The sequence below is a fragment of the Azospira inquinata genome (assembly GCF_018905915.1).
GTDB classification, from domain to species: Bacteria; Pseudomonadota; Gammaproteobacteria; order Burkholderiales; family Rhodocyclaceae; genus Azospira; species Azospira inquinata.
Genome location: NZ_CP064782.1, coordinates 1,674,076 through 1,696,840 on the forward strand (window position 1 = coordinate 1,674,076; position 22,765 = coordinate 1,696,840).

The following is a 22,765-nucleotide window of genomic DNA, read 5'->3' on the forward strand; positions in this document are numbered from 1 at the left end:
CAAGCCGTACTGACGGGCCCGGGGAAACCGGTGGGCGGACGGCGTTCCCCCTTACGCCAGATAGCGCATCGCCTCCAGGGCCAGGGCCCCGGCGGCCAGGAGCAGCAAGAGGTGCAGCCAGCGGTCCTGGCGGGCCAGGGTGGCGCGCAGTTCCGCCATCTGGGCCCGGGTTTCTTCCTCGGGTCGGGCGGCCCGGGCCAGGGACTGGTGGGCCAGCCGGGGAATCTGGGGCAGGGTGCGGGCCCAGTAGGGGGCCTCGTTTTTCAGGTTGCGCAGGAAGCCCCGCCAGCCCATCTGATCCCCCATCCAGTTTTCCAGGAAGGGTTTGGCGGTTTTCCACAGGTCCAGATCCGGGTCCAGCTGGCGCCCCAGGCCTTCGATATTGAGCAGGGTTTTTTGCAGCATCACCAGCTGGGGCTGGATTTCCACGTGGAAGCGGCGGCTGGTCTGGAACAGGCGCAGGAGCAGCTTGCCGAAGGAAATGTCCTTCAGGGGCCGGTCGAAAATGGGCTCGCAGACCGCCCGGATGGCGGCTTCCAGCTCATCCACCCGGGTTTCCGGCGGGGCCCAGCCCGATTCAATGTGGGCTTCCGCCACCCGCTTGTAGTCCCGGCGGAAAAAGGCCAGGAAATTGAGGGCCAGGTAGTTTTTGTCGTTGTCGTTGAGGGTGGCCACAATGCCGAAATCCAGGGCAATGTAGCGCCCGTCCCCATGGACGAAGATGTTGCCCGGGTGCATGTCGGCGTGGAAAAAGCCGTCCCGGAACACCTGGGTGAAGAAAATTTCCACCCCGGCCCGGGACAGGGCCTTCAGGTCGATGCCCTGTTCCTTGAGGCGCTCGATCTGGCCCACCGGGGTGCCCACCATGCGCTCCATGACCATGACGGAGGGGGTGCACCAGTCCCAGTACACCTCCGGCACCAGGAGCAGGGGGGAGTTCTTGAAATTCCGGCCCAGCTGGGAGCAGTTGGCCGCTTCCCGCATCAGGTCCAGTTCGTCGTAGAGATGCTTGGCGAATTCCCCCACCACCTCCCGGGGTTTCAGGCGTTTGCCGTCGGCCCAGAGCTTTTCCACCAGCCCGGCCAGGGTTTCCAGCAGGGCGATGTCGTGGGCGATAACCGAGCGCATGCCCGGGCGCAGCACCTTGACCGCCACTTCCCGGCCATTGTGCAGGCGGGCGAAGTGGACCTGGGCCACGGAGGCGGAGGCCACCGGCTCCCGGTCGAATTGGGCGAAGACCTGCTCCAGGGGCTTGCCGTAGGCTTTTTCCACCTCGGCCACGGCCTGGTCCGAAGGAATGGGGGGCACCTGGTCCTGCAACTTTGCCAGCTCATCCGCCAGATCCGGGGGCAGTAGATCCCGCCGGGTGGAGAGCACCTGGCCGAATTTGACGAAAATGGGGCCCAGGGCTTCCAGGGCCAGGCGCAGGCGGGCCGCCTCGGTCTGGGCTTCCAGGTGACGCCAGAAAAACAGGCTGCGGGAGAGTCGGGCTAGACCCCGGGCGTGGCCCGTGGGTTCATGTTCCAGCAACATCTGATCGAGACCGTAGCGGATCCCGACGGCGAAGATTTTGGCGAGGCGCAGCAGACGCATGGGTGATCGGTATAGGAGGACGGCCCGGGGGGCAGGGAGCGCGGGAGGGAACGGGGCGGGGGACGCCCCTCGTCTCTTCCCGGCATCGTGGGCGAGGATACCAGAAACAGGGGGAACCGGCGGCGCCGGGACAGGTATAATCCGCCCTTTACACCTTCTGTTTGCCGCTGTTGCGAATGACCCAAGATATCCGTACCCATCTATCCGACCTGCTCCGGGCCGCCCTTTCCAGTGTTGCCCCCGGCGAGGCGCAAACGACCATTGTCCTCGAACGCCCCAAGCAGGAGGCCCACGGGGACTTTGCCACCAATCTGGCGCTGCAACTGGCCCGGCCCCTGAAGAAGAGCCCCCGGGAAATCGCCCAGCGGCTGGTGGCCGAGCTGCCCCCTTCCTCCCGGGTGGAAAAAGTGGATATCGCCGGTGCCGGCTTCATCAACTTCACCCTCAAGGCTGACGCCAAGACCGCCGTGGTCCGCGCCATCCTGGAACAGGGCGAAGCCTTTGGCCGGTCCCAGGTGGGCGGCGGCCGCAAGCTCCAGGTGGAATTCGTCTCCGCCAATCCCACTGGGCCTCTCCACGTGGGCCATGGTCGGGGCGCCGCCTACGGGGCCAGCCTTTCCTCCCTGATGGCCTACGCCGGCTGGGATGTGACCCGGGAATACTACGTCAATGACGCGGGCCGGCAGATGGACATCCTGGGGGTGTCCACCTGGTTGCGCTACCTGGAAGCCCTGGGAGATACGGTGGCCTTCCCCCCCAACGGTTACAAGGGGGACTACGTCAAGGACATGGGCGAGCAGCTGAAAGCTGCCCATGGGGCCAAGTTCCAGCGGCCCGTGGCCGCCATCTACGCCGGTGTGCCGGATGTGGAAGTGGACAAGGAAGCCTATCTGGACGGCCTGATCGCCAATGCCAAGAAGCTTCTGGGCGACCAATGGACCGTCATCCACCACTACGCCCTGAGCGAACAGCGGGCGGACGGCGAAGCCGATCTGGCCGAATTCGGCGTCCATTTCGACGTCTGGTTCTCGGAAAAATCCCTTTACGACACGGGCCTGGTGGCCCGTTGCGTGGCCCGCCTGGAAGAAGGCGGTCACATCTACATCCAGGACGGGGCCAAGTGGTTCCGTTCCACCAGCTTCGGCGATGAAAAGGACCGGGTGGTGCAGCGGGACAACGGTCTCTACACCTACTTCGCCTCCGACATAGCCTATCACCTGAACAAGTACGAACGGGGCTTTGACCGCATCATCAACGTCTGGGGCGCCGACCACCACGGCTACGTGCCCCGGGTGAAGGGTGCCCTGCAAGCCCTGGACCTGGACCCGGAAAAACTCCATGTGGCCCTGGTGCAGTTCGCCGTCCTCTACCGGGGCGGGGAAAAGGCCTCCATGTCCACCCGTTCTGGGGAATTCGTCACCCTGCGCCAGCTGCGGGAAGAGGTGGGCAACGACGCCTGCCGGTTCTTCTACGTGCTGCGCAAGTCCGACCAGCATCTGGACTTCGACCTGGACCTGGCCAAGAGCCAGTCCAACGAAAATCCGGTCTATTACATCCAGTACGCCCACGCCCGGGTGTGCTCGGTGATCGACCAGTGGGGCGGCCATGAGGCGGACCTCAAGGATGCGGATATGGGCCTCCTCTCCCTGCCCCGGGAAACGGCCCTGGCCGCCAAGCTGGCCATGTTCCCGGAAATCATCGTCAATGGGGCCACTGAACTGGCGCCCCACCTGGTGGCCTTCTATCTCAAGGATTTGGCCGCCGATTTCCACAGTTACTACAATGCGGAACGTATGCTGGTGGAAGACGCCGGCCTGCGGGATGCCCGGGTGGCCCTGGCTGCCGCCGTGCGCCAGGTGATCCGCAACGGGATGAGCCTGCTCGGCGTCACCTGCCCCACTTCCATGTAAGCAGAGAATCCATTCATGACCCGCGATATGAAACCCCGCAAAGCCCCGGAACCCCGTTCCAGCGGCAGCACCCTCATGGGTGTGTTCATCGGCCTGGTGCTGGGAGTGGTGGTGGCCCTGGCCGTGGCCCTCTACGTGTACAAGGGGCCCTCGCCTTTCAAGGGCCAGGGCAAGGATCAGACGCCGGATCAGACCGCCGCCGCCCAGCCTTCCACCAATCCCCAGGCCCAGCCGCCCATGGCCCTGCCGGGCAAGCCGGGGGACCCGGTGTCGGACAAGCCCCGCTTTGATTTCTACAAGATTCTCCCGGGCAATGCGGATGCGGTGCCCGATCCCAAGGCGGACAGCAGCAAGGACGCTAAGAAGGACGACAAGGGCGACGCTAAGTCCAAGGACGCCAAGAAAGACAGCGCCAAGGACGGGGACAGCAAGGACAGCACTAAGACGGATAGCGCCAGCAAGGACAGCGGCAAGGGCAATTTCGTGCTCCAGGCCGGGTCCTTCCAGAAGGCGGGCGAAGCGGATAACCAGAAGGCCAATCTGGCCATGATGGGGGTGGAAGCGGCAGTACAGCAGGTGATGGTGGGGGATAAAACCTGGTACCGGGTACGCCTGGGACCTTTCAGCAAAATCGAAGACGTGAATCGGGTGCGCCAGGATCTGGCCAAGGCCGGTATTGACGTATCCCTGGTCAAAAACAAAGACTGACGGAGAAATCCCCATGAATCTGATGCAACGCCTGTTGGCCTCCACTGCCCTGGTACTGGGCGCCTGCTGGGCCACCCTGTCCCCGGCCGCCGCCGCTGACTACCAGCTTCTCAATCCGCCCCAGGCCACCAGCAGCGGCGGCAAGATCGAGGTCATCGAGTTCTTTTCCTACGGCTGCCCCCACTGCAACGAATTCAATCCCATGGTCACCAAGTGGGCGGAAAAACTCCCCGCCGACGTGGTCTTCAAGCGGGTGCCCGTGTCCTTTGGCCGGGCCGCCTGGGCCAATGTGGGCAAGCTCTATTACGCCCTGGAAGAAAGCGGCGAACTCCATCGTCTGGACGGGGCCGTGTTCAACGCCATCCACGTCCAGCGCGTCAATCTGTTCGACACCCGGGGCGTGACCGAATGGGCCAATAAGCAGGGGGCGGACGGCAAGAAGCTGGCCGATCTCATGGGCTCTTTCACCACCTTAAGCAAAATGACCCGGGCCGACCAGATGTCCCAGGCCTATCAGGTGGATGGGGTGCCCATGCTGGCGGTGGATGGCCGTTACCTGATTAAGGACAAGCCCTTTGCCGAATTGCTGAGCGGTGCGGATCGGGCCATCGAAAAAGCCCGGGCCGACAAAAAGCGCAAAAAATAAGGCCACGCCGGTCGGGCTATGCCCGGCCATGCTAGCCAACGTCGCCCGGACCTGTGCCGGGCGATTTTTTTAGGAGTCGCCCATGTCCCCGGATTCCCCTTCCTCCTCCGTTCCCCTGCGGGTCTTTATTACCGGCGCTTCCAGCGGCATCGGTGCCGCCCTGGCCCGCCATTACGCCGGGCAGGGCGCCTGTCAGGGGCTGGTGGCCCGGCGCCGGGAGGTGCTGGCAAGCCTGGCCGCCGAACTGCCCGGGGAGCCGGCCTGCTACGGGGCGGACGTGACGGACGCCGCCGCCCTGGAAGCCGCCGCCCGGGATTTCATTGACCGCTTTGGCGCCCCCCATCTGGTCATCGGCTGTGCTGGGGTCTCCGTGGGCACCCTGGCGGGGGGGGAAGATCTGGCGGCCTTCTGCCGCGTCATGGCGGTGAACGTCAATGGCCTGGCGGCCACCTTCGCCCCCTTCGTGGCTCCCATGGCGGCCCTGGCGGACGGGCGGCCCCGGCGTCTGGTGGGCATTGCCTCCGTGGCGGGCATCCGGGGCCTGCCCGGGGCCGCCGCCTATTCCGCTTCCAAGGCGGCGGCCATCGCCTATCTGGAATCCCTGCGCCTGGAACTGGGGCCCCAAGGCATTCGGGTGGTGACCATTGCCCCGGGCTATATCGCCACCCCCATGACCGCCATCAACCCCTATCCCATGCCCTTCCTGCTGCCCGCCCCGGAGGCGGCCCGGCGCTTTGCCCGGGCCATAGAGCGGGGCGTTTCCTACACGGTTATCCCCTGGCCCATGGGGGTGGTGGCCAAGCTCCTGCGTTTGCTGCCCAACTGGCTCTACGACCGGCTGTTCACCCGGGCACCCCGCAAACCCCGGGGCCTGCCCCTGTAGGCCAGGCCCTCGGTCCCCGGTGGGCCGCCGGAAATAGGGCATCAGTCGATGCTAATATGCGGCCCTTCCTTTCCCTTTTCTGTACTTCTGGGAGTCCCTTATGCCTATTCCCGCCAATGCCTGGTTGTTGCTGGCCATCGGCCTGGCTTCCGGCGTCGCCTCCGGGCTCTTCGGCATCGGCGGCGGCGTGCTGATTGTGCCTGCCCTGGTGCTGTTGGCCGGCTTTTCCCAACATATGGCCATCGGCACCAGTCTGGCCGTGCTCCTGCCTCCCGTGGGCCTGGGGGCGGTGCTGGCCTATTACCGGGAGGGCAATGTGGATTTCCGCGCTGCCATCCTGGTGGCGGTGGCCCTGTTTGTGGGGGGCTGGCTGGGGGGCCAGGTGGCCAATTACCTGGGGGGCGTCCAGCTGCGCCTGCTCTTCGGCCTGTTTGTGGTGGGCATCGGCGGCTACATGACGGTGAGTGCCCTGCGTACCCTGCTAGGCTGATGGCCTGGGCCGTTGATCCTGGGGCTTGGGGCGCCCCCGCCCGGACGGCCCCGGTTCCTTCCGGGGAGGCCGGAGCCGGGTATCCATCGGCTGTGGGGGAGAAAAAAGCCGATTCGGGCGGGGTTTGACCAAAATCAAGGGCTTAAGCCGGGGGCGCCCTATACTGCCCACTTCCCAAAGTGCCCGTGAATCATCATGCCCCAAGCCTCCCTGCCCGAGCTGGTCTGCCCGGCGGGCAGCCTGCCTGCCCTGAAAGCCGCGGTGGATAACGGCGCCGACGCCGTCTATCTGGGCTTTAAAAACGACACCAATGCCCGCAATTTTGCCGGGCTCAATTTCGACGACAAAACCCTCCACGAGGGCATTCGCTACGCCCAGTCCCGGGGTCGCAAGGTGCTCCTGGCCATCAACACCTATGCCCAGCCGGGCCGGGTGGACGCCTGGCGCAAGGCAGTGGATGGGGCGGCGGACCTGGGGGTGGATGCGGTGATCATGGCGGACGTGGGCCTTCTGGCCTATGCCCGGGACCGGCATCCGGACCTGCGCCTGCACCTTTCCGTTCAGGGCTCGGCCACCAATTACGAGGCGGTAAATTTCTGCCAGCGGGAATTCGGCATTAAGCGGGCGGTGCTGCCCCGGGTGCTGACCCTGGCCCAGGTGGCCACGGTTATCGAACACACGGAAGTGGATATCGAGGTGTTCGGCTTCGGCAGCCTGTGTGTCATGAATGAAGGGCGCTGCTGGCTTTCCTCCTACGCCTGTGGCGAATCTCCCAATACCGTGGGGGCCTGTTCCCCGGCCAAGTACGTGCGCTGGGAGAAAAATCCCGGACACATGGACGCCCGGCTTAACGGCATTCTCATCGACAGCTACGGGGACGGGGAAAACGCCGGTTATCCCACCCTCTGCAAGGGCCGCTTCCAGGTGGAAGGGGAAACCTATTACGCCCTGGAAGAGCCCACCAGCCTGAATGTGCTCTCCATCCTCCCCGAGGTGGTGAAAATCGGTGTGGGGGCCATCAAGGTGGAAGGCCGCCAGCGCAGCCCCACCTACACCGCCCAGGTGACCCGCACCCTGCGGGCGGCCCTGGACGCCCTGGGCCGTAACGGGGCCGAGGGTTACCAGGTGCAGCCCGCCTGGCAGGCCGAATTGACCAAGGTTTCCGAAGGTCAGCAGGCCACCCTGGGGGCCTATAACCGGCCCTGGCGCTAAGCCTGGCTCAGGCCCCGTCTTGTCTTCCCCGATTCATTTCCCCCGCCCGGCCCCCGCGGCCCGGATGGGGGCGGCCCTTCCCCGGGAGGGGCGTGCTTGCGAGAGGATTCATCCATGAAATTAGCCCTCGGTCCCCTGCTGTTTTTCTGGCCCAAGCAGGAGGTCTTGTCCTTTTACGCCGACATGGTGGCCTCCCCGGCGGAAGTCATCTATCTGGGGGAAGTGGTCTGTTCCCGGCGCCAGCAGATGCGCAGCCAGGACTGGATCGGTCTGGCCCGGGATCTGACGGAGGCGGGCAAGGAGGTGGTGATTTCCTCCCAGGCCCTGATGGAATCGGAAAGCGATCTGAAATTCCTCCGGCGCCTCCTGGAAGAAGGCCAGTGCAAGCTGGAAGCCAATGACCTGGGGGCGGTGAGCCTGGCCCGGGAACGGAATCTGCCCTTTGTCTGCGGGCCCCATCTGAACATTTACAACGAAGCCGCCCTGGCCTATTTCGCCAGCCAGGGGGCCTGCCGCTGGGTGCCGCCCCTGGAAGCGGGCCGGGACCTGGTGGGCCCCCTGCACCATAGCCGCCCCAAGGGCGTGGAAACGGAAGTGTTCGCCTTCGGCAAGCTGCCCCTGGCCTTCTCCGCCCGCTGTTTCACCGCCCGGCGCTACAACCTGAACAAGGATGACTGCCAGTTCAAGTGCCTGGAGCACGACCAGGGCATCACCCTGTACACCCGGGAGAAACAGCCCTTCCTCACCATCAACGGCATTCAGACCATGTCCGGCCAGACCCACAATCTCCTGGGTCAGGTGGGGGAAATGGCCCAGATGGGCATTGATCTGCTGCGCATCAGCCCCCAACCCGGCTACACTGGCGCCATTCTTCAGGCCTTCGATCAGGCCCGGCGCGGTGAGGCGGTGAGCGCCGATCCGGCCTGGGCGGAAAACGGTTTCTGTGACGGCTACTGGTTTGGCCGTCCCGGCATCGACTGGCAGGACCCGGCCCTACAAGCATCGTTGCAAGCATCCGGCGCTCCGGCGCCCCAAGGAGCATGACGTGAGCCAATTCACCATTCCCACTTTCCAACTTCCCGCCCTGGTGGCCCGCATCGGCCAGCGCCTGCCCCAGTGGCCCCATTCCCTGGCCCTCTGCGGCGCCCTCAACGGGGCCCGGCGCCTGGGCCTGCTGGCGGAAGACAGCCTGAGCGTCCTGGAAGGCAAGACCTTCCGGGTGGTGGTGACGGATACGGGGGGCAGCGCCAACTTCACCTACCAGGGGGGCTGGTTCAAACCCCTGCTCCACGCTCCGGAAACCCCGGACTTGACCTTCCAGGCCGCCCTGGCCGCTTACCTGCAACTGCTCACCCGCCAGGAAGACCCGGACACCCTGTTTTTCAACCGCCAGCTGTCCATTGAAGGGGACACGGAACTGGGCCTGGTGGTGAAAAACATGCTGGACGCCATTGAATGGCCCCCCCGCCTGCCCGGCCTGGATGGCCTCCTGGCCCGCCTGGGGGGCCGGGACCACAGTCCCACCCTGGGTTGAGGTTGTCTGTGGGGCGCTTATTTCCCCGCCCGGCTCCCGGATAAGTGGTCGTCTGAGCTTGCCACTCCAACAAAAAGCCCCCGGCATTGAGGTGCCGGGGGCTTTTTGTTGTCCTCCCAAGGACCGGGTTACTTTCCCTGGGGCAGTGCAGCGGGGACGGCCAGTCGGCCTGGAGCCGCCGTGGCTGATCGCCTTCGCCCTAGTGGGGCGATTCTTCCTAACACCTATTTGCGCCGGAAAATCACGTCCCAGACCCCGTGGCCCAGGCGCAGGCCCCGCTGTTCAAACTTGGTCAGGGGGCGGTAGTCCGGGCGGGGGGCGAAGCCGCCCTGCCGGGAATCCACCGTGTTTTCCAGGAGGGGTTCCCCGGACAGCACTTCCAGCATCTGGATAGCGTATTCCTCCCAGTCCGTGGCGCAGTGGAGATAGCCACCGGGGGCCAGACGGGAGGCGAGCAGGGCCACCAGGGGCGGCTGCACTAGGCGGCGCTTGTGGTGGCGCTTTTTCGGCCAGGGATCGGGGAAAAAAATATGCACCCCGGCCAGACTGTCCGGGGCGATCATGTCCCGCAACACCTCCACCGCGTCGTGCTGGATGATGCGCTGGTTGCTCAGGCCTTTTTCCGCCACCAGCTTGCACAGGCTGCCCACCCCGGGGGAATGGACTTCCACCCCCAGGTAGTCGTTTTCCGGATGGGTTTCTGCGATGGTAGCGGAGGTTTCCCCCATGCCAAAGCCGATTTCAAAAATGTGGGGGGCGTGGCGCCCGTAGAGGGCGTCCAGATCCAGCCGTTCAGGCCGGTAGGGCACGCCGATGCGGGGCATCATGGTTTCCAGATAGCGGGTCTGGGCGTTGGACATGCGGCCCTGGCGCAGGACAAAGCTGCGGATGGCCGGATGGGTGCCGCTGGCTTCCTGGGCCGGGGCGGAAAGGGGGGACTGGGGCTGGTCGGCGGTGTCGCTCATGGCTGACGGATTTCCTTATTGACGTCGAAGGCGGAACGAAGGGCGTGGCGGCTGCCTTGCAGGCCCCCCGGGCCGGGGGCCGCCAGGGCGGCGCAGAGGGCTGGATCGGGGGTATCGCCGAGGCGCTGGCGCTGATTCTGGCGCAAGGCTTCCTGCCAGCGGGTCAGGGCGTCGGCGGGGGCATTGGCCGGGTCTTTGGGCTCGGGACCGGCGGCTTCTGTGAGGGTCTGGGTGAGGCGCTGCACCGCCTCCGCCTCCAGGGGACCGTTGTCCTGTTCCCAGGCGGCCAGGGCCTTATCCAGCTGGGCCTGATCTTCTGCCGTGGCGCTGCGGCGGCATTGGGCCACCACCTCCCGGGTTTCCGTGGCCCGGCGCAGCCGTTCCCCGTCCCGGCGCACCAGCCAGAGCCGTTCCAGATCATAGCGGGGCTTTTCCAGGGCCTGGGGCAGGGTGGCGCAGGCGGCGGCCAGGGCCGGGCTATCCGTGGCGAAACCCAGTTCAGTCTTGAGTTGCAAGGCCTTAACCAGGGCCAGACGGGCCGCTTCCGGGGAGCGGTCGTGGAAATAGTAGCGGGCCAGATCCCGCTCCGCCTGTTCCGCCCAGGGGCCGTTTTTGTCCCACCAAGCCTGGTAGGCGGCCTGGCTGGGGGCGGCTTGGCCGGGCACCAGGGCGCAGGCCCGGGCCAGAAGGGTGACCCCGTGGGCCACGCCGAACAGGGTCTGCTGGGCCAGGATGGCCGGGCGGTCAAAGGCATAGCCCAGACGCTGGGGATCGGGCTTGAGGGGAGGCAGGGGGTCCGAAGCGGCCGGGGCCGGACGAACCGGGGTGGCCGTGGTCCACGGGCCAGGGGTAAAGGGGGAGGCCGGATTGCTGGGGGCGGCGGGGGCCCCAGATGTGGCGGGAGCGGCAGGGGTGGCTGACGCGATAGGCTCGGTAGGCGCGATAGACGTGGTTGCCGTAGGCTGGGGTGCAGGTGCAGGTGCAGGTGCAGGTGCAGGTGCAGGTGCAGGTGCAGGTGCAGCGGAGGGGCCGTCCGCTTCCTGGCGGCCGGTGGCGGGCGTTTGCCCAGGCGGGTTGGGGGAAGCGGCGTTCGCAGCCGCTGCCGTTGGGAGATCGGAGGGGGTGCCGGGGAGCGGTGCCGTGGGGGCGGCCTCCTGGGGCGCCGGGGCCACGGGGTGGGCCGGGCGCGCTACGCTGGCGTCGGCTGCGGCCGGGCCCTTGGCCTCTGAACTCTGTGGGGCGGGGCCTGTCGAGACAGGACTAGGGGCGGTCGTTCCGGTCGAGACCGTTGAAGTTGCCGGGGCTGTCGATGGCATCGGCGCCCCTTCGGCGCTGGGGCTGTTGGGGGCCGCTGTCGGGGCGGTGGTTTCCCCTGCCGTTTCCCCCTCCCGCCCTTTCTGGGGCAGGCCCCGGGGATTGGGCAGGGTGGCGGCGGAGCCGGGGGTGACCAGGCGGGGCAGCCACTGGCGCGGGTCCAGGGCCTGCAACACTTCCCGCAGTTCCAGCTGGGCCGGGGTAAGCAGGGTGCTGTCCTGGGCCCGGGCCCCCCAGGGTGCCATGGCACAGAGCCAGGCCAGAATCAGCCGCCGGGGGAAAGCCATGGGGAAAGGGCGCTCAGGGCTTGCCGATGAGGCCGGTGGTGGGGGAGCTGGGGTCAGCGCTATACAGCTTGCGGGGCATGCGCCCGGCCAGGAAGGCTTCCCGACCGGCGGCCACGGCCTTTTGCATGGCACTGGCCATGAGCACCGGGTCCTGGGCGTGGGCGATGGCGGTGTTCATCAACACCCCGTCGCAGCCCAGTTCCAGGGCGATGGCCGCGTCGGAGGCGGTGCCCACCCCCGCATCCACCAGCACCGGCACCTTGGCGTTGTCGATGATGAGGCGCAGATTCCAGGGATTGAGAATGCCCATGCCGGAGCCGATCAGGGAGGCCAGGGGCATGACCGCCACACAGCCCAGTTCTTCCAGCATTTTGGCCTGGATGGGGTCGTCAGCGCAGTAGACCATGACCTGGAAGCCTTCCTTGACCAGGGTTTCGGCGGCCTTCAGGGTTTCCGGCATGTTGGGGAAGAGGGTCTTGGGGTCCCCCAGCACTTCCAGTTTCACCAGGCTATGGCCGTCCAGCAGTTCCCGGGCCAGACGCAGGGTGCGCACCGCCTCTTCGGCGGTGAAGCAGCCGGCGGTGTTGGGCAGAATGGTGTAGCGGTCCGGGGGCAGCACTTCCAGCAGATTGGGCTGGCTGGGGTCCTGGCCGATGTTCATGCGGCGGATGGCCACGGTGACGATTTCCGCGCCGGAGGCTTCAATGGCCTGACGGGTCTGTTCAAAATCCCGATACTTGCCCGTGCCCACGAGGAGACGGGAACGGTAGGCCTTGCCGGCGATGACGAGTTGATCCATGGAGAGCTCCTAGCCGCCGCCCACAGCGACGACGATTTCAATATGGTCCCCTGCCGCCACCAGGGTATCGGCATGGCGTCCGCGGGGCACGATGTCGCCGTTGATTTCCACGGCGATGCGTTTGCCGGTATAGCCCAGTTCCGTCACCAGCTGGGCGACGGTAAGGGCGGCGGGGAAATGGCGGATTTCGCCGTTGAGCGTGACTTCCATGAGGGGGGTGATTTTACCACGGGCCTTTCGGGAAGCTGCCTGCCGCCTCGGGCATTAGTGCACAGGTTGGGCCCTATTCCATGGTTATAATGCCGTTTCCATGAAGGCTCCCGCCGGGGGCCGGGAAAGCGGCGCGCACGCCGGAGACGACGGAACGGCAAATATGTATCGGTGGCTGGGCCTGTTGCTGGGAGCAATACTGCTGTGGGGGGCTGCCCAGCCCGCCGGGGCGGTGCTGCGCATCGGCGTCATCGTTTCCGCCACCGGCGCCGCCTCCGCCCTGGGACTGCCCCAGCGCAACGCGGTAGCGCTGTTGCCCCGGCGCATCGGCGGGGAGCCGGTGGAATACGTGGTGCTGGACGATAACTCGGACCCGGTGCGCACCGTGGCCCTGGTCCGGGCCCTGCTCCGGGCCCCCGGGGTGGATGCCCTGATCGGCCCCACCACCACCCCCGCCTCCCTGGCACTCCTGGATTTCGTCGCCGATGCCCAGGTGCCCATGCTCACCCCGGCGGGCTCCTCCCTGGTGGTTCAGCCCCTGGAGGCCCGTAAACGCTGGGCTTTCAAACTGACCCCGAGCGAAGCCAGCCTGTCCACCGTGCTCCTGCGCCATATGGCCCGCCACGGGGTGCGGCGCCTGGCCCTGATCGGCTTTACGGACACCTACGGGGAAAGCTGGCGCTCGTATATCGAAGGAGCGGCGCCCAAGGCTGGGGTGCATCTGCTACTGACGGAACGCTACGGGCGCATGGACCAGACGGTGATGGGCCAGGTGCTCAATACCATGGCGGCCAAGCCGGACGGGGTGTTGATCGCCGCTTCCGGCCTGCCCGCCCTGCTGCCCCAGGTTTCCCTGCGGGACAAGGGTTACCGGGGCCCCATCTATCAGACCATGGGGGCGTCCCTGGGGGCCTTCCCCCTGCTGGCGGGGAAGGTGGCGGAAGGCACCTGGATGGTGGCTAATCCGGTGCTGGTGGCCGACCAGCTGCCCCCCAACCATCCCCTGGCGACCCAGGTGGCGGCTTACGCCCAGGCCTATCGGGCCCGTTACCGGGTGGCCCCTGAACCCTTCGGCGGCTATGTCTTCGACGCGGGCCTGTTGCTCCAGGCCGCCGTGCCCCAGGCCCTGACCCACGGTCATCCCGGCACCCCGGCCTTTCGTCAGGCCTTGCGTAATGCTCTGGAACACGGTGCCCCCTTGGCGGGCTGCCAGGGCATCTACCGCTTTACCCGGGATAATCACAACGGCCCCGAGCCCCTGCCCCGGGCCATGATGCAGCTGCGCCAGGGCCACTGGGTTCTGACGCCGGACTGAGGCGGCGGGGTTTCTCCGCCCTTGTTGCTCGGTTTCTCTTCTTGCTTCTCGCACCCGCACCCGCACCCGCACCCGCCAGCCCCCAGCCCCCAGCCCCCAGCCCCCAGCCCCCAGCAGGGCAGAGATGTGCTGCGGCGGCTCGGAACGCAAAAAAACGGCGGGAATTGCCCGCCGTTTTTTATCGCCCCGCCCCGAATGGGCAGGGGGCTGGACACCGTGAAAGGCCCGTGGTGGCGTCTCTCCGGCCATCGCCTTTTTTAAAACACCACCGGGCCGCCCTGTTCGCCCCGTTCGTACACCACATTGGCTCGGCCCACCAGCAGGGGGTCCAGGCGGCCGATGGCGGTGGCGTCCTTGTTGGTGTAGGGCAGCTTGTAGAGCACGTAGCGCATGGCGTTGAGCCGCGCCCGCTTCTTGCAGTCCGACTTGACCACGGTCCAGGGGGCATCCGCCGTGTCCGTGTAGAAGAACATGGATTCCTTGGCCTTGGTGTAGTTGTTCCACTTATCCAGGGAGGCCAGGTCGATGGGGGACAGCTTCCATTGCTTCAGGGGATGGTCTTTCCGTTCCTTGAAGCGGCGGCGCTGCTCTTCCCGGCTGACGGAGAACCAGAACTTGATCAGGTGAATGCCGCTGCGCACCAGATTGCGTTCAAATTCCGGCGTCTGGCGCATGAATTCGTTGTATTCCTCGTCGCTACAGAAGCCCATGACCCGTTCCACCCCGGCCCGGTTGTACCAGGACCGGTCAAACAGGACGATTTCTCCGGCGGTGGGCAGGTGTTGGATGTAGCGTTGGAAATACCACTGGCCCTTTTCCACGTCGGAGGGCTTGTCCAGGGCCACTACCTTGGCGCCCCGGGGATTCAGGTGTTCCATGAAGCGCTTGATGGTGCCGCCCTTGCCTGCCGCGTCCCGGCCTTCAAAGACAATCACCACCCGTTGCCCCGTTTCCTTGACCCAGGCCTGGAGCTTCAGCAGTTCCACCTGGAGGTGGTATTTCTGCTTTTCGTAATTCTTCCGGGACATGAGGTTTTTGTAGGGATAGCCCCCATTACGCCAGTCCTCGGCTAATTCCTCATCCGGGCTGATGGGCCGCTTTGGCGGCTGCTTTTCCTCATCCTGGAAAAGGGCCTTGCGCAGGGCCTTCACATCGTCCGGGGAAGCCCCGGCCACAATGGCGCCCAGGGTTTCGGCCACGCCGCCCAGGCCTTCCTTGGCCACGGTCTTAATAATGTCGTTCACCGCCACGGCCTTGGAGGTCTGGGCGGCAGCCACAGCTTGGCCCACCACGAATTTTTCGATGCCGCCCTGGCTGCGGGCCGGGGCCACGTCACCGGCCTTGGCAGCGCGAGGTGGCACGGCCTTGGGGGCGACGCTCTTGGTCTTGCGGACAGTGCTGGGAACGGTGCTGGGGGATTGGGGTTTTTCAGGCAACGTGCATCTCCTCTCGCGGGTGGTTTCCAAGGGGTCGGAACCCGGGGGCTCGACCATGTCCTATTGTGCGCCGAAAGCGCCGCCATGGGGATGGTCGCCAAACTAGGGATTGGCCGCTCAGGGGCCTGGGGCTTGGCTGACAGGCGTAGAGCCAGAAACCTTAAACAGGAAAAACGGGGAGGAAAAACGAAGGGTGGGGGTAAGGCGGGGAATGGAGCGGAGGGGGAAAGCTGGAGCGGGCGAAGGGAATCGAACCCTCTTCATGAGCTTGGGAAGCTCAGGTAATACCATTATACGACGCCCGCTAAGAGGAACCGGATTGTAGAGCAAAGCGGCGGCGGCGGGAAGCCCCGCCCCTGCCTTTTATCCCCGCCCGCCGGATGGGCCCGGCGGGCGGGGCGGTCGAGCTTTAGCGGCCCAGGGGCGCCAGCTGCCGGTAGGCTCCGCCCTGGAAGACCAGGGGCAAGCGTTCCGGCTGGTGCTCAAAGGCTTCCACCCGGCCGATGAAAATCAGGTGGTCTCCCCCGGGGTGGCGGGCCTCATTGGCGCATTGGAAGGTGGCGCAGCAGCCCGGCAGCAGGGGCGCGCCCCCCAGGCCCGGGGCCCAGTCCAGATCGGCGAATTTGTCCTCGGCCCGGGAGGCGAAGCGGTTGGAGAGGGCTTCCTGGTCCAGAGCCAGCACATTGACGGCGAAGTGGCTGGCCTGGACGAAGGCTTCCCGGCTGGGGGACTGGGCCGCCAGACTCCAGAGAATGAGGGCCGGCTCTAGGGAGACGGAGCTGAAGGAATTGACGGTGAGCCCCAGGGGGCGGCCGTCCGGGCCCAGGGCGGTGACCACGGTGACGCCCGTGGCATAGCTGCCCAGGGCGTTGCGGAAACTACGGCTGTCAAAGGGCGCCGCCGGGCTGGCGACGGAAAAGGGGGCGGTGGCGTTCATGGTGTGACGGTGGGTGAGGGGTGGGAAAAAAGCGGCGTGTTAAAATTTGCGACCTTACGCCAGCGCCGGACCGGAATAGGTGGGCTGCCCCTTCGCGGGGGCCCTTGCGGTCCGTGGCGTCCAGGCCCAGTGTGTGTGCTGCGGCGACAAAACCAGACGGGAGAGAACCCATGAGAATCGGTACACCCTTGAGTCCCTCCGCCACCCGCGTCATGCTGCTGGGTGCCGGCGAACTGGGCAAGGAAGTCATTATCGCTTTGCAGCGCCTGGGTGTCGAGGTGATCGCCGTGGACCGCTACGACCATGCCCCCGGGATGCAGGTGGCCCATCGCAGCCATGTGATCGACATGACGGACGGGGCTGCCCTGCGCCGTCTGGTGGAATTGGAAAAGCCCCATCTGGTGGTGCCGGAAATCGAGGCTATCGCCACGGACATGCTGGTGCAGATCGAGGCGGAAGGCCTGACGGAGGTGATTCCCACGGCCCGGGCCGCCCGTCTCACCATGAACCGGGAAGGCATCCGCCGTCTGGCGGCGGAAGAGCTGGGCCTGCCCACTTCCCCATACTGCTTCGCCGATTCCCTGGATCAACTCCAGGCTGCCATCGACGGCACGGACAGCCAGCCCGGCATCGGCTACCCCTGCGTGGTCAAGCCCGTAATGTCCTCCTCCGGCAAGGGCCAGAGCCTGGTGCGCAGCGCCGCCGAAGTGGCCCCTGCCTGGGACTATGCCAAATCCGGCGGCCGGGTGGATCAGGGCCGGGTGATCGTGGAAGGCTTTATCGACTTCGACTACGAAATCACCCAGCTCACGGTGCGGGCCCTGGGCACCACGGGCCAGGTGGAAACCTCCTTCTGCGACCCCATCGGCCACCATCAGCTGAACGGGGATTACGTGGAATCCTGGCAGCCCCAGGCCATGTCTGCCGGTGCCCGGGAAAAGGCCCGGGATATCGCCCATCGCATTACCGCCGGGCTTGGCGGCCGGGGCATTTTCGGCGTGGAACTGTTCGTCAAGGGCGATCAGGTATGGTTTTCCGAGGTTAGCCCCCGGCCCCACGACACGGGGCTGGTGACCCTGGCCACCCAGCGCCTCTCCGAATTTGAGCTCCATGCCCGGGCCATTCTGGGCCTGCCCGTGGATACCACCCTGCGCAACCCGGGGGCCTCTGCGGTCATTTACGGTGGCCTGGAAGAGACGGGCATCGCCTTTGAAGGGGTGGCGGAAGCCCTCCAGGTGCCGGGCACAGACCTGCGCCTGTTCGGCAAACCCCAGAGCTTTAAAAAGCGCCGCATGGGGGTGGCCCTGGCCAGCGGGGAAACGGTGGAAAAGGCCCGGGAACGGGCCAAGCTGGCCGCCAGCCAGGTGCGCCCGGTGAGCGGCGGCAACGGCCGTTAAGCCCCCTTTGGCCCCCACCCCCCGGGCCCTTCCGGTCCCTCTGCCCCCCGCCGACCCCGCCGCCCTCCGGGAATTCGCTTCCCGGCTGGTGGCTTGGCAGCGCCGGGAAGGGCGCCACGACCTGCCCTGGCAGAATACCCGGGACCCGTACCGTATCTGGCTCTCGGAAATCATGCTCCAGCAGACCCAGGTGAGTACGGTGATTCCCTACTACGCCCGTTTCCTGGAGGCCTTTCCCACCCTGGCGGACCTGGCGGCGGCCCCCCTGGAACGGGTGCTGGAGCTGTGGTCCGGTCTGGGCTACTACGCCCGGGCCCGCCATCTCCACGCCTGTGCCGTGGCCGTCTGCGCCCAGTACGGCGGCCACTTTCCTCCCTCTCCGGAATTGATCGCCCAGTTGCCCGGCATTGGCCGTTCCACGGCGGCGGCCATCGGCGCCTTCGCCTTCGATTGCCGGGCGGCGATTCTGGACGGCAATGTGAAGCGGGTGCTGACCCGCTGTTTCGGCATTGCCGGTTTTCCCGGCAGCCCCAGGGTGGAAAAGGGACTCTGGGCCCTGGCGGAAGCCCTGCTGCCTGAGGCGCCGGACATGGTGGCCTATACCCAGGGCATCATGGACCTGGGGGCCGGACTCTGTGCCCGGAGCAAACCGGCCTGCGTACTCTGCCCCCTTCAGGAACACTGCGTTGCCCGTCGGGAAGGGCGCCAGGAGGAGCTGCCCGAGGGTAAGCCGGGCAAGGCGGTGCCGGAACGCCAGGTGAGTGCCTGCATTTTCCACGACGGGGAACGCATTCTTCTGGAGCGTCGTCCCCCCAGCGGCATCTGGGGCGGCCTGCTGACTCTGCCGGAAGCGGGGACGGAGGAATCCGCCCCGGCCCAGGCCCAGCGTTTGGGCCTGGATCTGCTGGCAGCGGCACCCCTGCCGCCCCTGCGCCACACCTTCACCCATTTCCGCCTGATCCTGAGCCCCTGGCTGTGCCGGGTGGGGCCGGAACGCATGCTCCGGGAAGGGAGCTGGGAATGGCTGCCCTGGTCCCGGGTGGGGGAAGCGGCCCTACCTGCCCCCATCAAAAAGCTGCTCCTGGGGCTGGAAGGCGCCCAGGCGGCTCCCTCCGCCTCCTCCGGGAACTGAGGCCGCCGCCTTCCCCCTTCCCCCCGGGGCGTGGGAATAAATGTCATATATGCCACGGACAAGTCCGGGAGGGCCGTGGGACAATGGTCCCGGGGAATTTCCCCGAATCCGCCGGGTTCGGCCTTCCCCTCTTCGGGAGCCTTGGTCATGTCCTCCGTCGCTTTTTTCTTCCTCTATCTCTACGTTTTCTGGGTCCTGTTCCTGGCCTGCGCGGCCCTCTACCAGGGCTGGCACCAGGCCACTCCCCTGGTCAAGGTACTGGCCGTGCCCCTGGCCCTCACCGCTTTTGTGGTGGATCTGGTCTTCAACTACACCTTCGCCGTCCTGCTCTTTCTCCAGTGGCCGCCCCAGGGCTGCTACACCCTGACCAAGCGCATCAGCTATTACAAGAACCACGAGCCCGGCACCTGGCGGGGCAAGGTAGGTAAATTCATCTGCCAGAATTTCCTCGATCCCTTCCAGCAGGGCGGGCATTGCAGCTGAAGGATTTTTGAGCCGTTTTGCCCGGGTCACCTGACCCGGTTGGGAACGGAAAAGGGGGACGGTCTACCCATTTTTCCCGGGCCTCCCCGGTCTTCCCCCACCTCCCGGGAGAGCCTTGCCCCTTGCGGCTTTGGCCCCCTCTCGGAGGGCGCCGGGCAGGGGCCGAAAGCCCCCTGGCTTGACAAATGTCAATAGAATCAATATAGTGCGCCCCGTTGCCCCTTTGGCAACCTTCGTAATCAAGCCGGTCCTGATTGCCTCACCCCGAGGCCTTAACTGACCAATCCCGCCACCGGGCCGGCTTGCTGGCGTTCCCGCCGCCATGTGTTGAACCCCACTGTTGCCATATCTCTCGCGACGTTTCGTTTGTTCCTGTCGCGGGTTGGTGACCACAGGAAAGGAGAGAGCATGTCTACGACGATCTCACTCAAAGCCTCGACTGCCCGCGCCCTGAGCGTGTCCAGTCTGCTGCAGATCTGTCTTATCGCCGCCGGCCTTGCATTGCTGGCCGCCCTGATCCCCGTATGGGGAAACAACGACCCTGCTCCGGCAGAGGTCGAACCCGCCGTGGTTGAAGCATCCGCCGAAACGGCCGATGCCACCCCGGCCACCGTTGCCGCCGCCCCCGCGGCAAAGGTTACCCGTGCCGCCGCCGACACCTCGGCTGGCGAAAGCCTGTCGCCCCGTATGCGGGGCGCCCTGGCCTACGTGGCACACCGCTACAAAGTGTCCGCCGACGCCATGCGTCCGGTGTTCCAGGCGGTGCAGACCACCAGTGCGGAATTGCATCTGGACCCCCTGCTCATCGTTGCCGTCATCGGCATTGAGTCGGGCTTCAACCCCCTGAGCCAAAGCGTCATGGGCGCCCAGGGGCTGATGCAGGTCATTCCCCGCTTCCACAAGGACAAGCTCCCCGCCGGCGCGGGCAAAGCCCCCTTGCTGGACCCGGTGACCAATGTGCGAGTGGGGGCCAAGGCCCTCAAGGAGTACATCCGCCGCAACGGGGATTTGGTGGAAGGCCTGCAACAGTTTGCCGGCGCCGCCGATGACGAGGACCAGGCCTACGCGGCTAGGGTCCTGGCGGAAAAGCAACGCCTGGAGTCGGCCGCCCGCCGCATCCGGCGCGGCTAAGCCGCCCCTCCGGTACCGTGGCGGTGCCGGGGCAGTAACACCGGCCCGGGAAAAGCAAGAGGTCCCGGGCGCAGCATCCGGACAAAAAGCCGGGAAGGAAACTTCGGGAGTTTCCTTTCCGGCTTTTTTGGGTTTTGGGGGGGATTCAATCGAGCTTAAATCGGCGCCGTAGAGCTAATAATGTAAGCGTGAATAGGCCGATAGATATTAGGGTGTGCAGGGTAGAAAAGATTTTTAGTGTTAGCTCAGCCCCGGTTGGCTCTATGGTGGGATTCGAGGAAATTCCTAACTTTACTAAAGAATCGGGAGCCCAGATTAAAAAGGGGCGCGTTAGTTGTTCTAAAGTGAAATTGGCGATGAAGTAAAAAGAAAGTGATTGATCGCTTTTTAGGAATAGCAGATTTATTGTGTAGATAAAGCCAAAAAAGATGGCGGCTAAGGATAACCAAAGAAGTGGGCGTACAAAGCTTTGGCCATAGTCAGAAGTTAGACCATATAAGTGGGAGAAAAATTTTATTGACTTTGGCGTTATAGATTTCCTGGCCCGGGCTTGTTGCTCCAGCGCAAAGAACATCGCTTGCTCATCGCGTGCACCTAATTTCTCCATGGCAAGTTTTAATGCGCGGTAGGAGTGATCGGCTGTGCTGTAGCCTGGGTCACGAAATTTTGCGCCGTCAAAATTGACGCTTTGATGAAACGTACTGTTATAGAACCATGGCGCAATTGAGAACTGAGCGTTTTCAAAGTCCGGCCCAAGTGTGAATATTCTGTCATTAAATATTGCGTGGCCGAGGAATCTAGCATTTTTGAAAAAAGCCCCCCTTAATGGATTTTCTGATAACAGGGGTGTTTTTATTAGTCTTATATGATTGTGTAGTGAGAAATCTGCGATTCCGTCAAACGAAGCGCCAATAAAATTGAGGTAGCTTTCAAATTGCGCCCCTCTGAATCTAACAGTTTTTTTGAAATTGGATTTGACAAATATAGTATTTCCGTTGAATGCGCTATCAGAAAAGTTGGCATCGTCCGCAAACTGCGTTAACGAAAAGTTTGCGTCGCCATTGAAAGTGGTATATCTGGCATAGACTATCTTGAAAAAATAGAGGCGGCTGAAATCGACCTCGTTAGGGAAATAAGCTTTGTCTAGAGCTACTTCTGGAATGTTTTGGTAAGGCTCGCCTTGGGTACCGTCGAGGCTAACCGCTTTTATCTTGGGAAAAGTAAATTTGCCCCAATAGATTAGCCCGCTAAGATTTATAGGGGCTTCCTTTTTTATCTGCTCCTCAATGTATTTGTTGAGTAAGCTTTTGTAGTGGTCTTGTTTTTCATGATTCCAATTTTTCTTTTCTGTGTCATGGCCATGAGAATCAACTAGTGGTAAATGGAAGGGGCACCATTTTTTTCCTTCCAGTATGATCAAGTGATTTTCGTCAAAGAAATCGAATTGGCACTTGCTTCCAAAAGAATTTGTGGAACTTTCTTCTGATGTCTTTTCGGGTTTAAAGGTGCCTACATAACCAAGAGAAAATTGGCAAGGCATGGTCTAAGACCTTTTTTTTAAAGATGGAAATTGAATGGCATATTAGCAGGGTGGATGTAGGCCGTCGATCACATAAAATCTAAAGGGGGAGCGTACGGTTTCAGCGAGAAGAAAACTCCTGAAATTGCTGGAAAATTTCAGGAAGTGCCGTTTTAAGGGCTCGAGTTGAACGCCTCTTGACTAGTCTAGCTTGCAACTAAAGAGAGTTTATTTCACCCCACCAACCCCCGCTGAGCTAAATACTTCTGCAATATCTCCAGGCGAGACACCGGGTCTTCCAGTTCCAGGAGTTTTTGTTTGGCCAGGGGCTGGACGGGCATGACTTCTGCCAGCCGGTAGCCGACCCAGGCGGCGTCGTCGAAGTGGTGGGGCGGGGGGCAGTGGGCGTCGCCCCGGTCGGCGATAATCTGGCGCAGCAGGGGCACCAGGGTGGCCTGGGCGGGGGGAATGGCCCGGCTCGGGGCTTCCGCCAGGGGGGCGACCCGGGCCCGTAGCAGGCCGTCCGCCTGGGCGCTGCTTTCCAGCACATTGAAGCGTTGCCCGCCCCGAACGGTGAGCATGAGGATGCCCAGCTGGGGCATGTCCCAGCGTTCAATTTCCGCCAGGGTGCCCACCGGGTGGGGCTCGGCGGGGTGGCCCACTTCCTGGCCCTGGGCGATGAGGCAGATACCGAAGGGGCTGCCATCTTTGAGGGCGGCGGAGGCCATGTCCAGATAGCGGGGCTCGAAGACCTTGAGGTCCAGGGTTTCCCCGGGGAACAGTACGGTGTTCAGGGGAAAGAGGGGAATATCCAGAATTTCCGGGGCCGCCGCCTGGCGGCGGAAGAAGTCGCGCCAGCCCATC

22 protein-coding genes and 1 tRNA gene are annotated in these 22,765 nt (G+C 64.4%); 13 read left to right on the plus strand and 10 right to left on the minus strand.

The window, feature by feature from the left end:
* Positions 1-51: 51 nt before the first annotated feature.
* Positions 52-1,593 (minus strand): ubiquinone biosynthesis regulatory protein kinase UbiB, encoded by a 1,542-nt coding sequence (ubiB, locus tag Azoinq_RS07660; protein WP_216130350.1) that lies wholly within the window; start codon positions 1,591-1,593, stop codon positions 52-54.
* Between the two features lie 176 nt (positions 1,594-1,769).
* Between ubiB and argS the strand changes: the two genes are divergently transcribed.
* The 8 genes from argS to ubiT all read left to right on the plus strand — a co-directional run bounded on the left by argS (position 1,770) and on the right by ubiT (position 8,976).
* Positions 1,770-3,503, plus strand: a complete 1,734-nt coding sequence (argS, locus tag Azoinq_RS07665; protein WP_216130348.1) for an arginine--tRNA ligase — start codon at positions 1,770-1,772, stop codon at positions 3,501-3,503.
* Positions 3,504-3,518: 15 nt separating this feature from the next.
* Positions 3,519-4,211 carry an SPOR domain-containing protein gene (locus Azoinq_RS07670; RefSeq protein ID WP_216130346.1) on the plus strand — a complete coding sequence of 231 codons (693 nt, stop codon included), beginning with the start codon at positions 3,519-3,521 and terminating at the stop codon, positions 4,209-4,211.
* A 13-nt stretch (positions 4,212-4,224) separates the two neighbouring features.
* The gene (locus Azoinq_RS07675) at positions 4,225-4,857 is read left to right on the plus strand and encodes a thiol:disulfide interchange protein DsbA/DsbL (protein ID WP_216130344.1); all 633 of its coding nucleotides are present in this window, start codon (positions 4,225-4,227) and stop codon (positions 4,855-4,857) included.
* An 82-nt stretch (positions 4,858-4,939) separates the two neighbouring features.
* Complete coding sequence (locus Azoinq_RS07680) at positions 4,940-5,740, plus strand: SDR family oxidoreductase (protein ID WP_216130342.1); 801 nt, start codon at positions 4,940-4,942, stop codon at positions 5,738-5,740.
* Positions 5,741-5,840: 100 nt separating this feature from the next.
* Positions 5,841-6,230: a sulfite exporter TauE/SafE family protein gene (locus tag Azoinq_RS07685; protein ID WP_216130340.1), complete on the plus strand. Its 390-nt coding sequence runs from the start codon at positions 5,841-5,843 to the stop codon at positions 6,228-6,230.
* A gap of 195 nt (positions 6,231-6,425) precedes the next feature.
* Positions 6,426-7,442: a ubiquinone anaerobic biosynthesis protein UbiU gene (gene ubiU / locus Azoinq_RS07690; RefSeq protein WP_216130338.1), complete on the plus strand. Its 1,017-nt coding sequence runs from the start codon at positions 6,426-6,428 to the stop codon at positions 7,440-7,442.
* A 114-nt stretch (positions 7,443-7,556) separates the two neighbouring features.
* Positions 7,557-8,486 carry a U32 family peptidase gene (locus tag Azoinq_RS07695; RefSeq protein ID WP_216130336.1) on the plus strand — a complete coding sequence of 310 codons (930 nt, stop codon included), beginning with the start codon at positions 7,557-7,559 and terminating at the stop codon, positions 8,484-8,486.
* Between the two features lies 1 nt (position 8,487).
* On the plus strand, positions 8,488-8,976 hold the full coding sequence (gene ubiT / locus Azoinq_RS07700; protein ID WP_216130334.1) for a ubiquinone anaerobic biosynthesis accessory factor UbiT: 489 nt from the start codon (positions 8,488-8,490) through the stop codon (positions 8,974-8,976).
* A gap of 224 nt (positions 8,977-9,200) precedes the next feature.
* Here the strand turns inward: ubiT and trmB are convergent, their stop codons facing one another.
* Genes trmB through thiS form a run of 4 tightly spaced genes read right to left on the minus strand, consistent with a single transcriptional unit; the run spans position 9,201 to position 12,551 of the window.
* Complete coding sequence (trmB, locus tag Azoinq_RS07705; protein WP_216130332.1) at positions 9,201-9,941, minus strand: tRNA (guanosine(46)-N7)-methyltransferase TrmB; 741 nt, start codon at positions 9,939-9,941, stop codon at positions 9,201-9,203.
* Positions 9,938-11,542 (minus strand): hypothetical protein, encoded by a 1,605-nt coding sequence (locus Azoinq_RS07710; RefSeq protein ID WP_216130330.1) that lies wholly within the window; start codon positions 11,540-11,542, stop codon positions 9,938-9,940. The genes trmB and Azoinq_RS07710 overlap by 4 nt, the downstream gene beginning before the upstream one ends.
* Before the next feature lie 13 nt (positions 11,543-11,555).
* On the minus strand, positions 11,556-12,341 hold the full coding sequence (locus tag Azoinq_RS07715) for a thiazole synthase (RefSeq protein WP_216130329.1): 786 nt from the start codon (positions 12,339-12,341) through the stop codon (positions 11,556-11,558).
* A 9-nt stretch (positions 12,342-12,350) separates the two neighbouring features.
* Entirely contained in the window at positions 12,351-12,551 is a 201-nt protein-coding gene (thiS, locus tag Azoinq_RS07720; protein WP_216130327.1) for a sulfur carrier protein ThiS, read from the minus strand.
* A 163-nt stretch (positions 12,552-12,714) separates the two neighbouring features.
* On the opposite strand from thiS, the gene Azoinq_RS07725 reads away from it, so the two are divergent.
* Entirely contained in the window at positions 12,715-13,866 is a 1,152-nt protein-coding gene (locus Azoinq_RS07725; protein WP_216130325.1) for an ABC transporter substrate-binding protein, read from the plus strand.
* Between the two features lie 257 nt (positions 13,867-14,123).
* Here Azoinq_RS07725 and ppk2 read toward each other — a convergent pair whose 3' ends face one another.
* The 3 genes from ppk2 to Azoinq_RS07740 all read right to left on the minus strand — a co-directional run bounded on the left by ppk2 (position 14,124) and on the right by Azoinq_RS07740 (position 16,239).
* Positions 14,124-15,359 (minus strand): polyphosphate kinase 2, encoded by a 1,236-nt coding sequence (gene ppk2 / locus Azoinq_RS07730; RefSeq protein ID WP_216130323.1) that lies wholly within the window; start codon positions 15,357-15,359, stop codon positions 14,124-14,126.
* A 174-nt stretch (positions 15,360-15,533) separates the two neighbouring features.
* Positions 15,534-15,607: transfer RNA gene (locus tag Azoinq_RS07735), tRNA-Gly, on the minus strand.
* Between the two features lie 104 nt (positions 15,608-15,711).
* Positions 15,712-16,239 carry a flavin reductase family protein gene (locus Azoinq_RS07740; protein ID WP_216130321.1) on the minus strand — a complete coding sequence of 176 codons (528 nt, stop codon included), beginning with the start codon at positions 16,237-16,239 and terminating at the stop codon, positions 15,712-15,714.
* A gap of 170 nt (positions 16,240-16,409) precedes the next feature.
* Between Azoinq_RS07740 and purT the strand changes: the two genes are divergently transcribed.
* The 4 genes from purT (at position 16,410) to Azoinq_RS07760 (ending at position 20,382) form a co-directional block, all read left to right on the plus strand.
* Positions 16,410-17,636 carry a formate-dependent phosphoribosylglycinamide formyltransferase gene (gene purT, locus Azoinq_RS07745; protein WP_216130319.1) on the plus strand — a complete coding sequence of 409 codons (1,227 nt, stop codon included), beginning with the start codon at positions 16,410-16,412 and terminating at the stop codon, positions 17,634-17,636.
* Between the two features lie 7 nt (positions 17,637-17,643).
* Positions 17,644-18,768: an A/G-specific adenine glycosylase gene (gene mutY / locus Azoinq_RS07750; protein WP_232368441.1), complete on the plus strand. Its 1,125-nt coding sequence runs from the start codon at positions 17,644-17,646 to the stop codon at positions 18,766-18,768.
* 147 nt (positions 18,769-18,915) lie between these two features.
* Positions 18,916-19,251, plus strand: a complete 336-nt coding sequence (locus Azoinq_RS07755; RefSeq protein WP_216130317.1) for a hypothetical protein — start codon at positions 18,916-18,918, stop codon at positions 19,249-19,251.
* 408 nt (positions 19,252-19,659) lie between these two features.
* Positions 19,660-20,382: a transglycosylase SLT domain-containing protein gene (locus Azoinq_RS07760; RefSeq protein WP_216130315.1), complete on the plus strand. Its 723-nt coding sequence runs from the start codon at positions 19,660-19,662 to the stop codon at positions 20,380-20,382.
* A 145-nt stretch (positions 20,383-20,527) separates the two neighbouring features.
* On the opposite strand, the gene Azoinq_RS07765 is transcribed toward Azoinq_RS07760, so the two are convergent.
* Both Azoinq_RS07765 and Azoinq_RS07770 read right to left on the minus strand, forming a co-directional pair.
* Positions 20,528-21,922: a pentapeptide repeat-containing protein gene (locus Azoinq_RS07765; protein ID WP_216130313.1), complete on the minus strand. Its 1,395-nt coding sequence runs from the start codon at positions 21,920-21,922 to the stop codon at positions 20,528-20,530.
* Between the two features lie 212 nt (positions 21,923-22,134).
* On the minus strand, positions 22,135-22,764 hold the full coding sequence (locus Azoinq_RS07770; RefSeq protein WP_216130311.1) for an LON peptidase substrate-binding domain-containing protein: 630 nt from the start codon (positions 22,762-22,764) through the stop codon (positions 22,135-22,137).
* Position 22,765: the final 1 nt, after the last annotated feature.

Coding starts and splice junctions, on each gene's coding strand:
- ubiB (WP_216130350.1), bottom strand. CDS start 1,593: ATGCGTCTGCTGCGCCTCGCCAAAATCTTCGCCGTCGGGATCCGCTAC.
- argS (WP_216130348.1), top strand. CDS start 1,770: ATGACCCAAGATATCCGTACCCATCTATCCGACCTGCTCCGGGCCGCC.
- Azoinq_RS07670 (WP_216130346.1), top strand. CDS start 3,519: ATGACCCGCGATATGAAACCCCGCAAAGCCCCGGAACCCCGTTCCAGC.
- Azoinq_RS07675 (WP_216130344.1), top strand. CDS start 4,225: ATGAATCTGATGCAACGCCTGTTGGCCTCCACTGCCCTGGTACTGGGC.
- Azoinq_RS07680 (WP_216130342.1), top strand. CDS start 4,940: ATGTCCCCGGATTCCCCTTCCTCCTCCGTTCCCCTGCGGGTCTTTATT.
- Azoinq_RS07685 (WP_216130340.1), top strand. CDS start 5,841: ATGCCTATTCCCGCCAATGCCTGGTTGTTGCTGGCCATCGGCCTGGCT.
- ubiU (WP_216130338.1), top strand. CDS start 6,426: ATGCCCCAAGCCTCCCTGCCCGAGCTGGTCTGCCCGGCGGGCAGCCTG.
- Azoinq_RS07695 (WP_216130336.1), top strand. CDS start 7,557: ATGAAATTAGCCCTCGGTCCCCTGCTGTTTTTCTGGCCCAAGCAGGAG.
- trmB (WP_216130332.1), bottom strand. CDS start 9,941: ATGAGCGACACCGCCGACCAGCCCCAGTCCCCCCTTTCCGCCCCGGCC.
- Azoinq_RS07710 (WP_216130330.1), bottom strand. CDS start 11,542: ATGGCTTTCCCCCGGCGGCTGATTCTGGCCTGGCTCTGTGCCATGGCA.
- Azoinq_RS07715 (WP_216130329.1), bottom strand. CDS start 12,341: ATGGATCAACTCGTCATCGCCGGCAAGGCCTACCGTTCCCGTCTCCTC.
- thiS (WP_216130327.1), bottom strand. CDS start 12,551: ATGGAAGTCACGCTCAACGGCGAAATCCGCCATTTCCCCGCCGCCCTT.
- Azoinq_RS07725 (WP_216130325.1), top strand. CDS start 12,715: ATGTATCGGTGGCTGGGCCTGTTGCTGGGAGCAATACTGCTGTGGGGG.
- ppk2 (WP_216130323.1), bottom strand. CDS start 15,359: ATGGTCGAGCCCCCGGGTTCCGACCCCTTGGAAACCACCCGCGAGAGG.
- Azoinq_RS07740 (WP_216130321.1), bottom strand. CDS start 16,239: ATGAACGCCACCGCCCCCTTTTCCGTCGCCAGCCCGGCGGCGCCCTTT.
- purT (WP_216130319.1), top strand. CDS start 16,410: ATGAGAATCGGTACACCCTTGAGTCCCTCCGCCACCCGCGTCATGCTG.
- Azoinq_RS07755 (WP_216130317.1), top strand. CDS start 18,916: ATGTCCTCCGTCGCTTTTTTCTTCCTCTATCTCTACGTTTTCTGGGTC.
- Azoinq_RS07760 (WP_216130315.1), top strand. CDS start 19,660: ATGTCTACGACGATCTCACTCAAAGCCTCGACTGCCCGCGCCCTGAGC.
- Azoinq_RS07765 (WP_216130313.1), bottom strand. CDS start 21,922: ATGCCTTGCCAATTTTCTCTTGGTTATGTAGGCACCTTTAAACCCGAA.
- Azoinq_RS07770 (WP_216130311.1), bottom strand. CDS start 22,764: ATGGGCTGGCGCGACTTCTTCCGCCGCCAGGCGGCGGCCCCGGAAATT.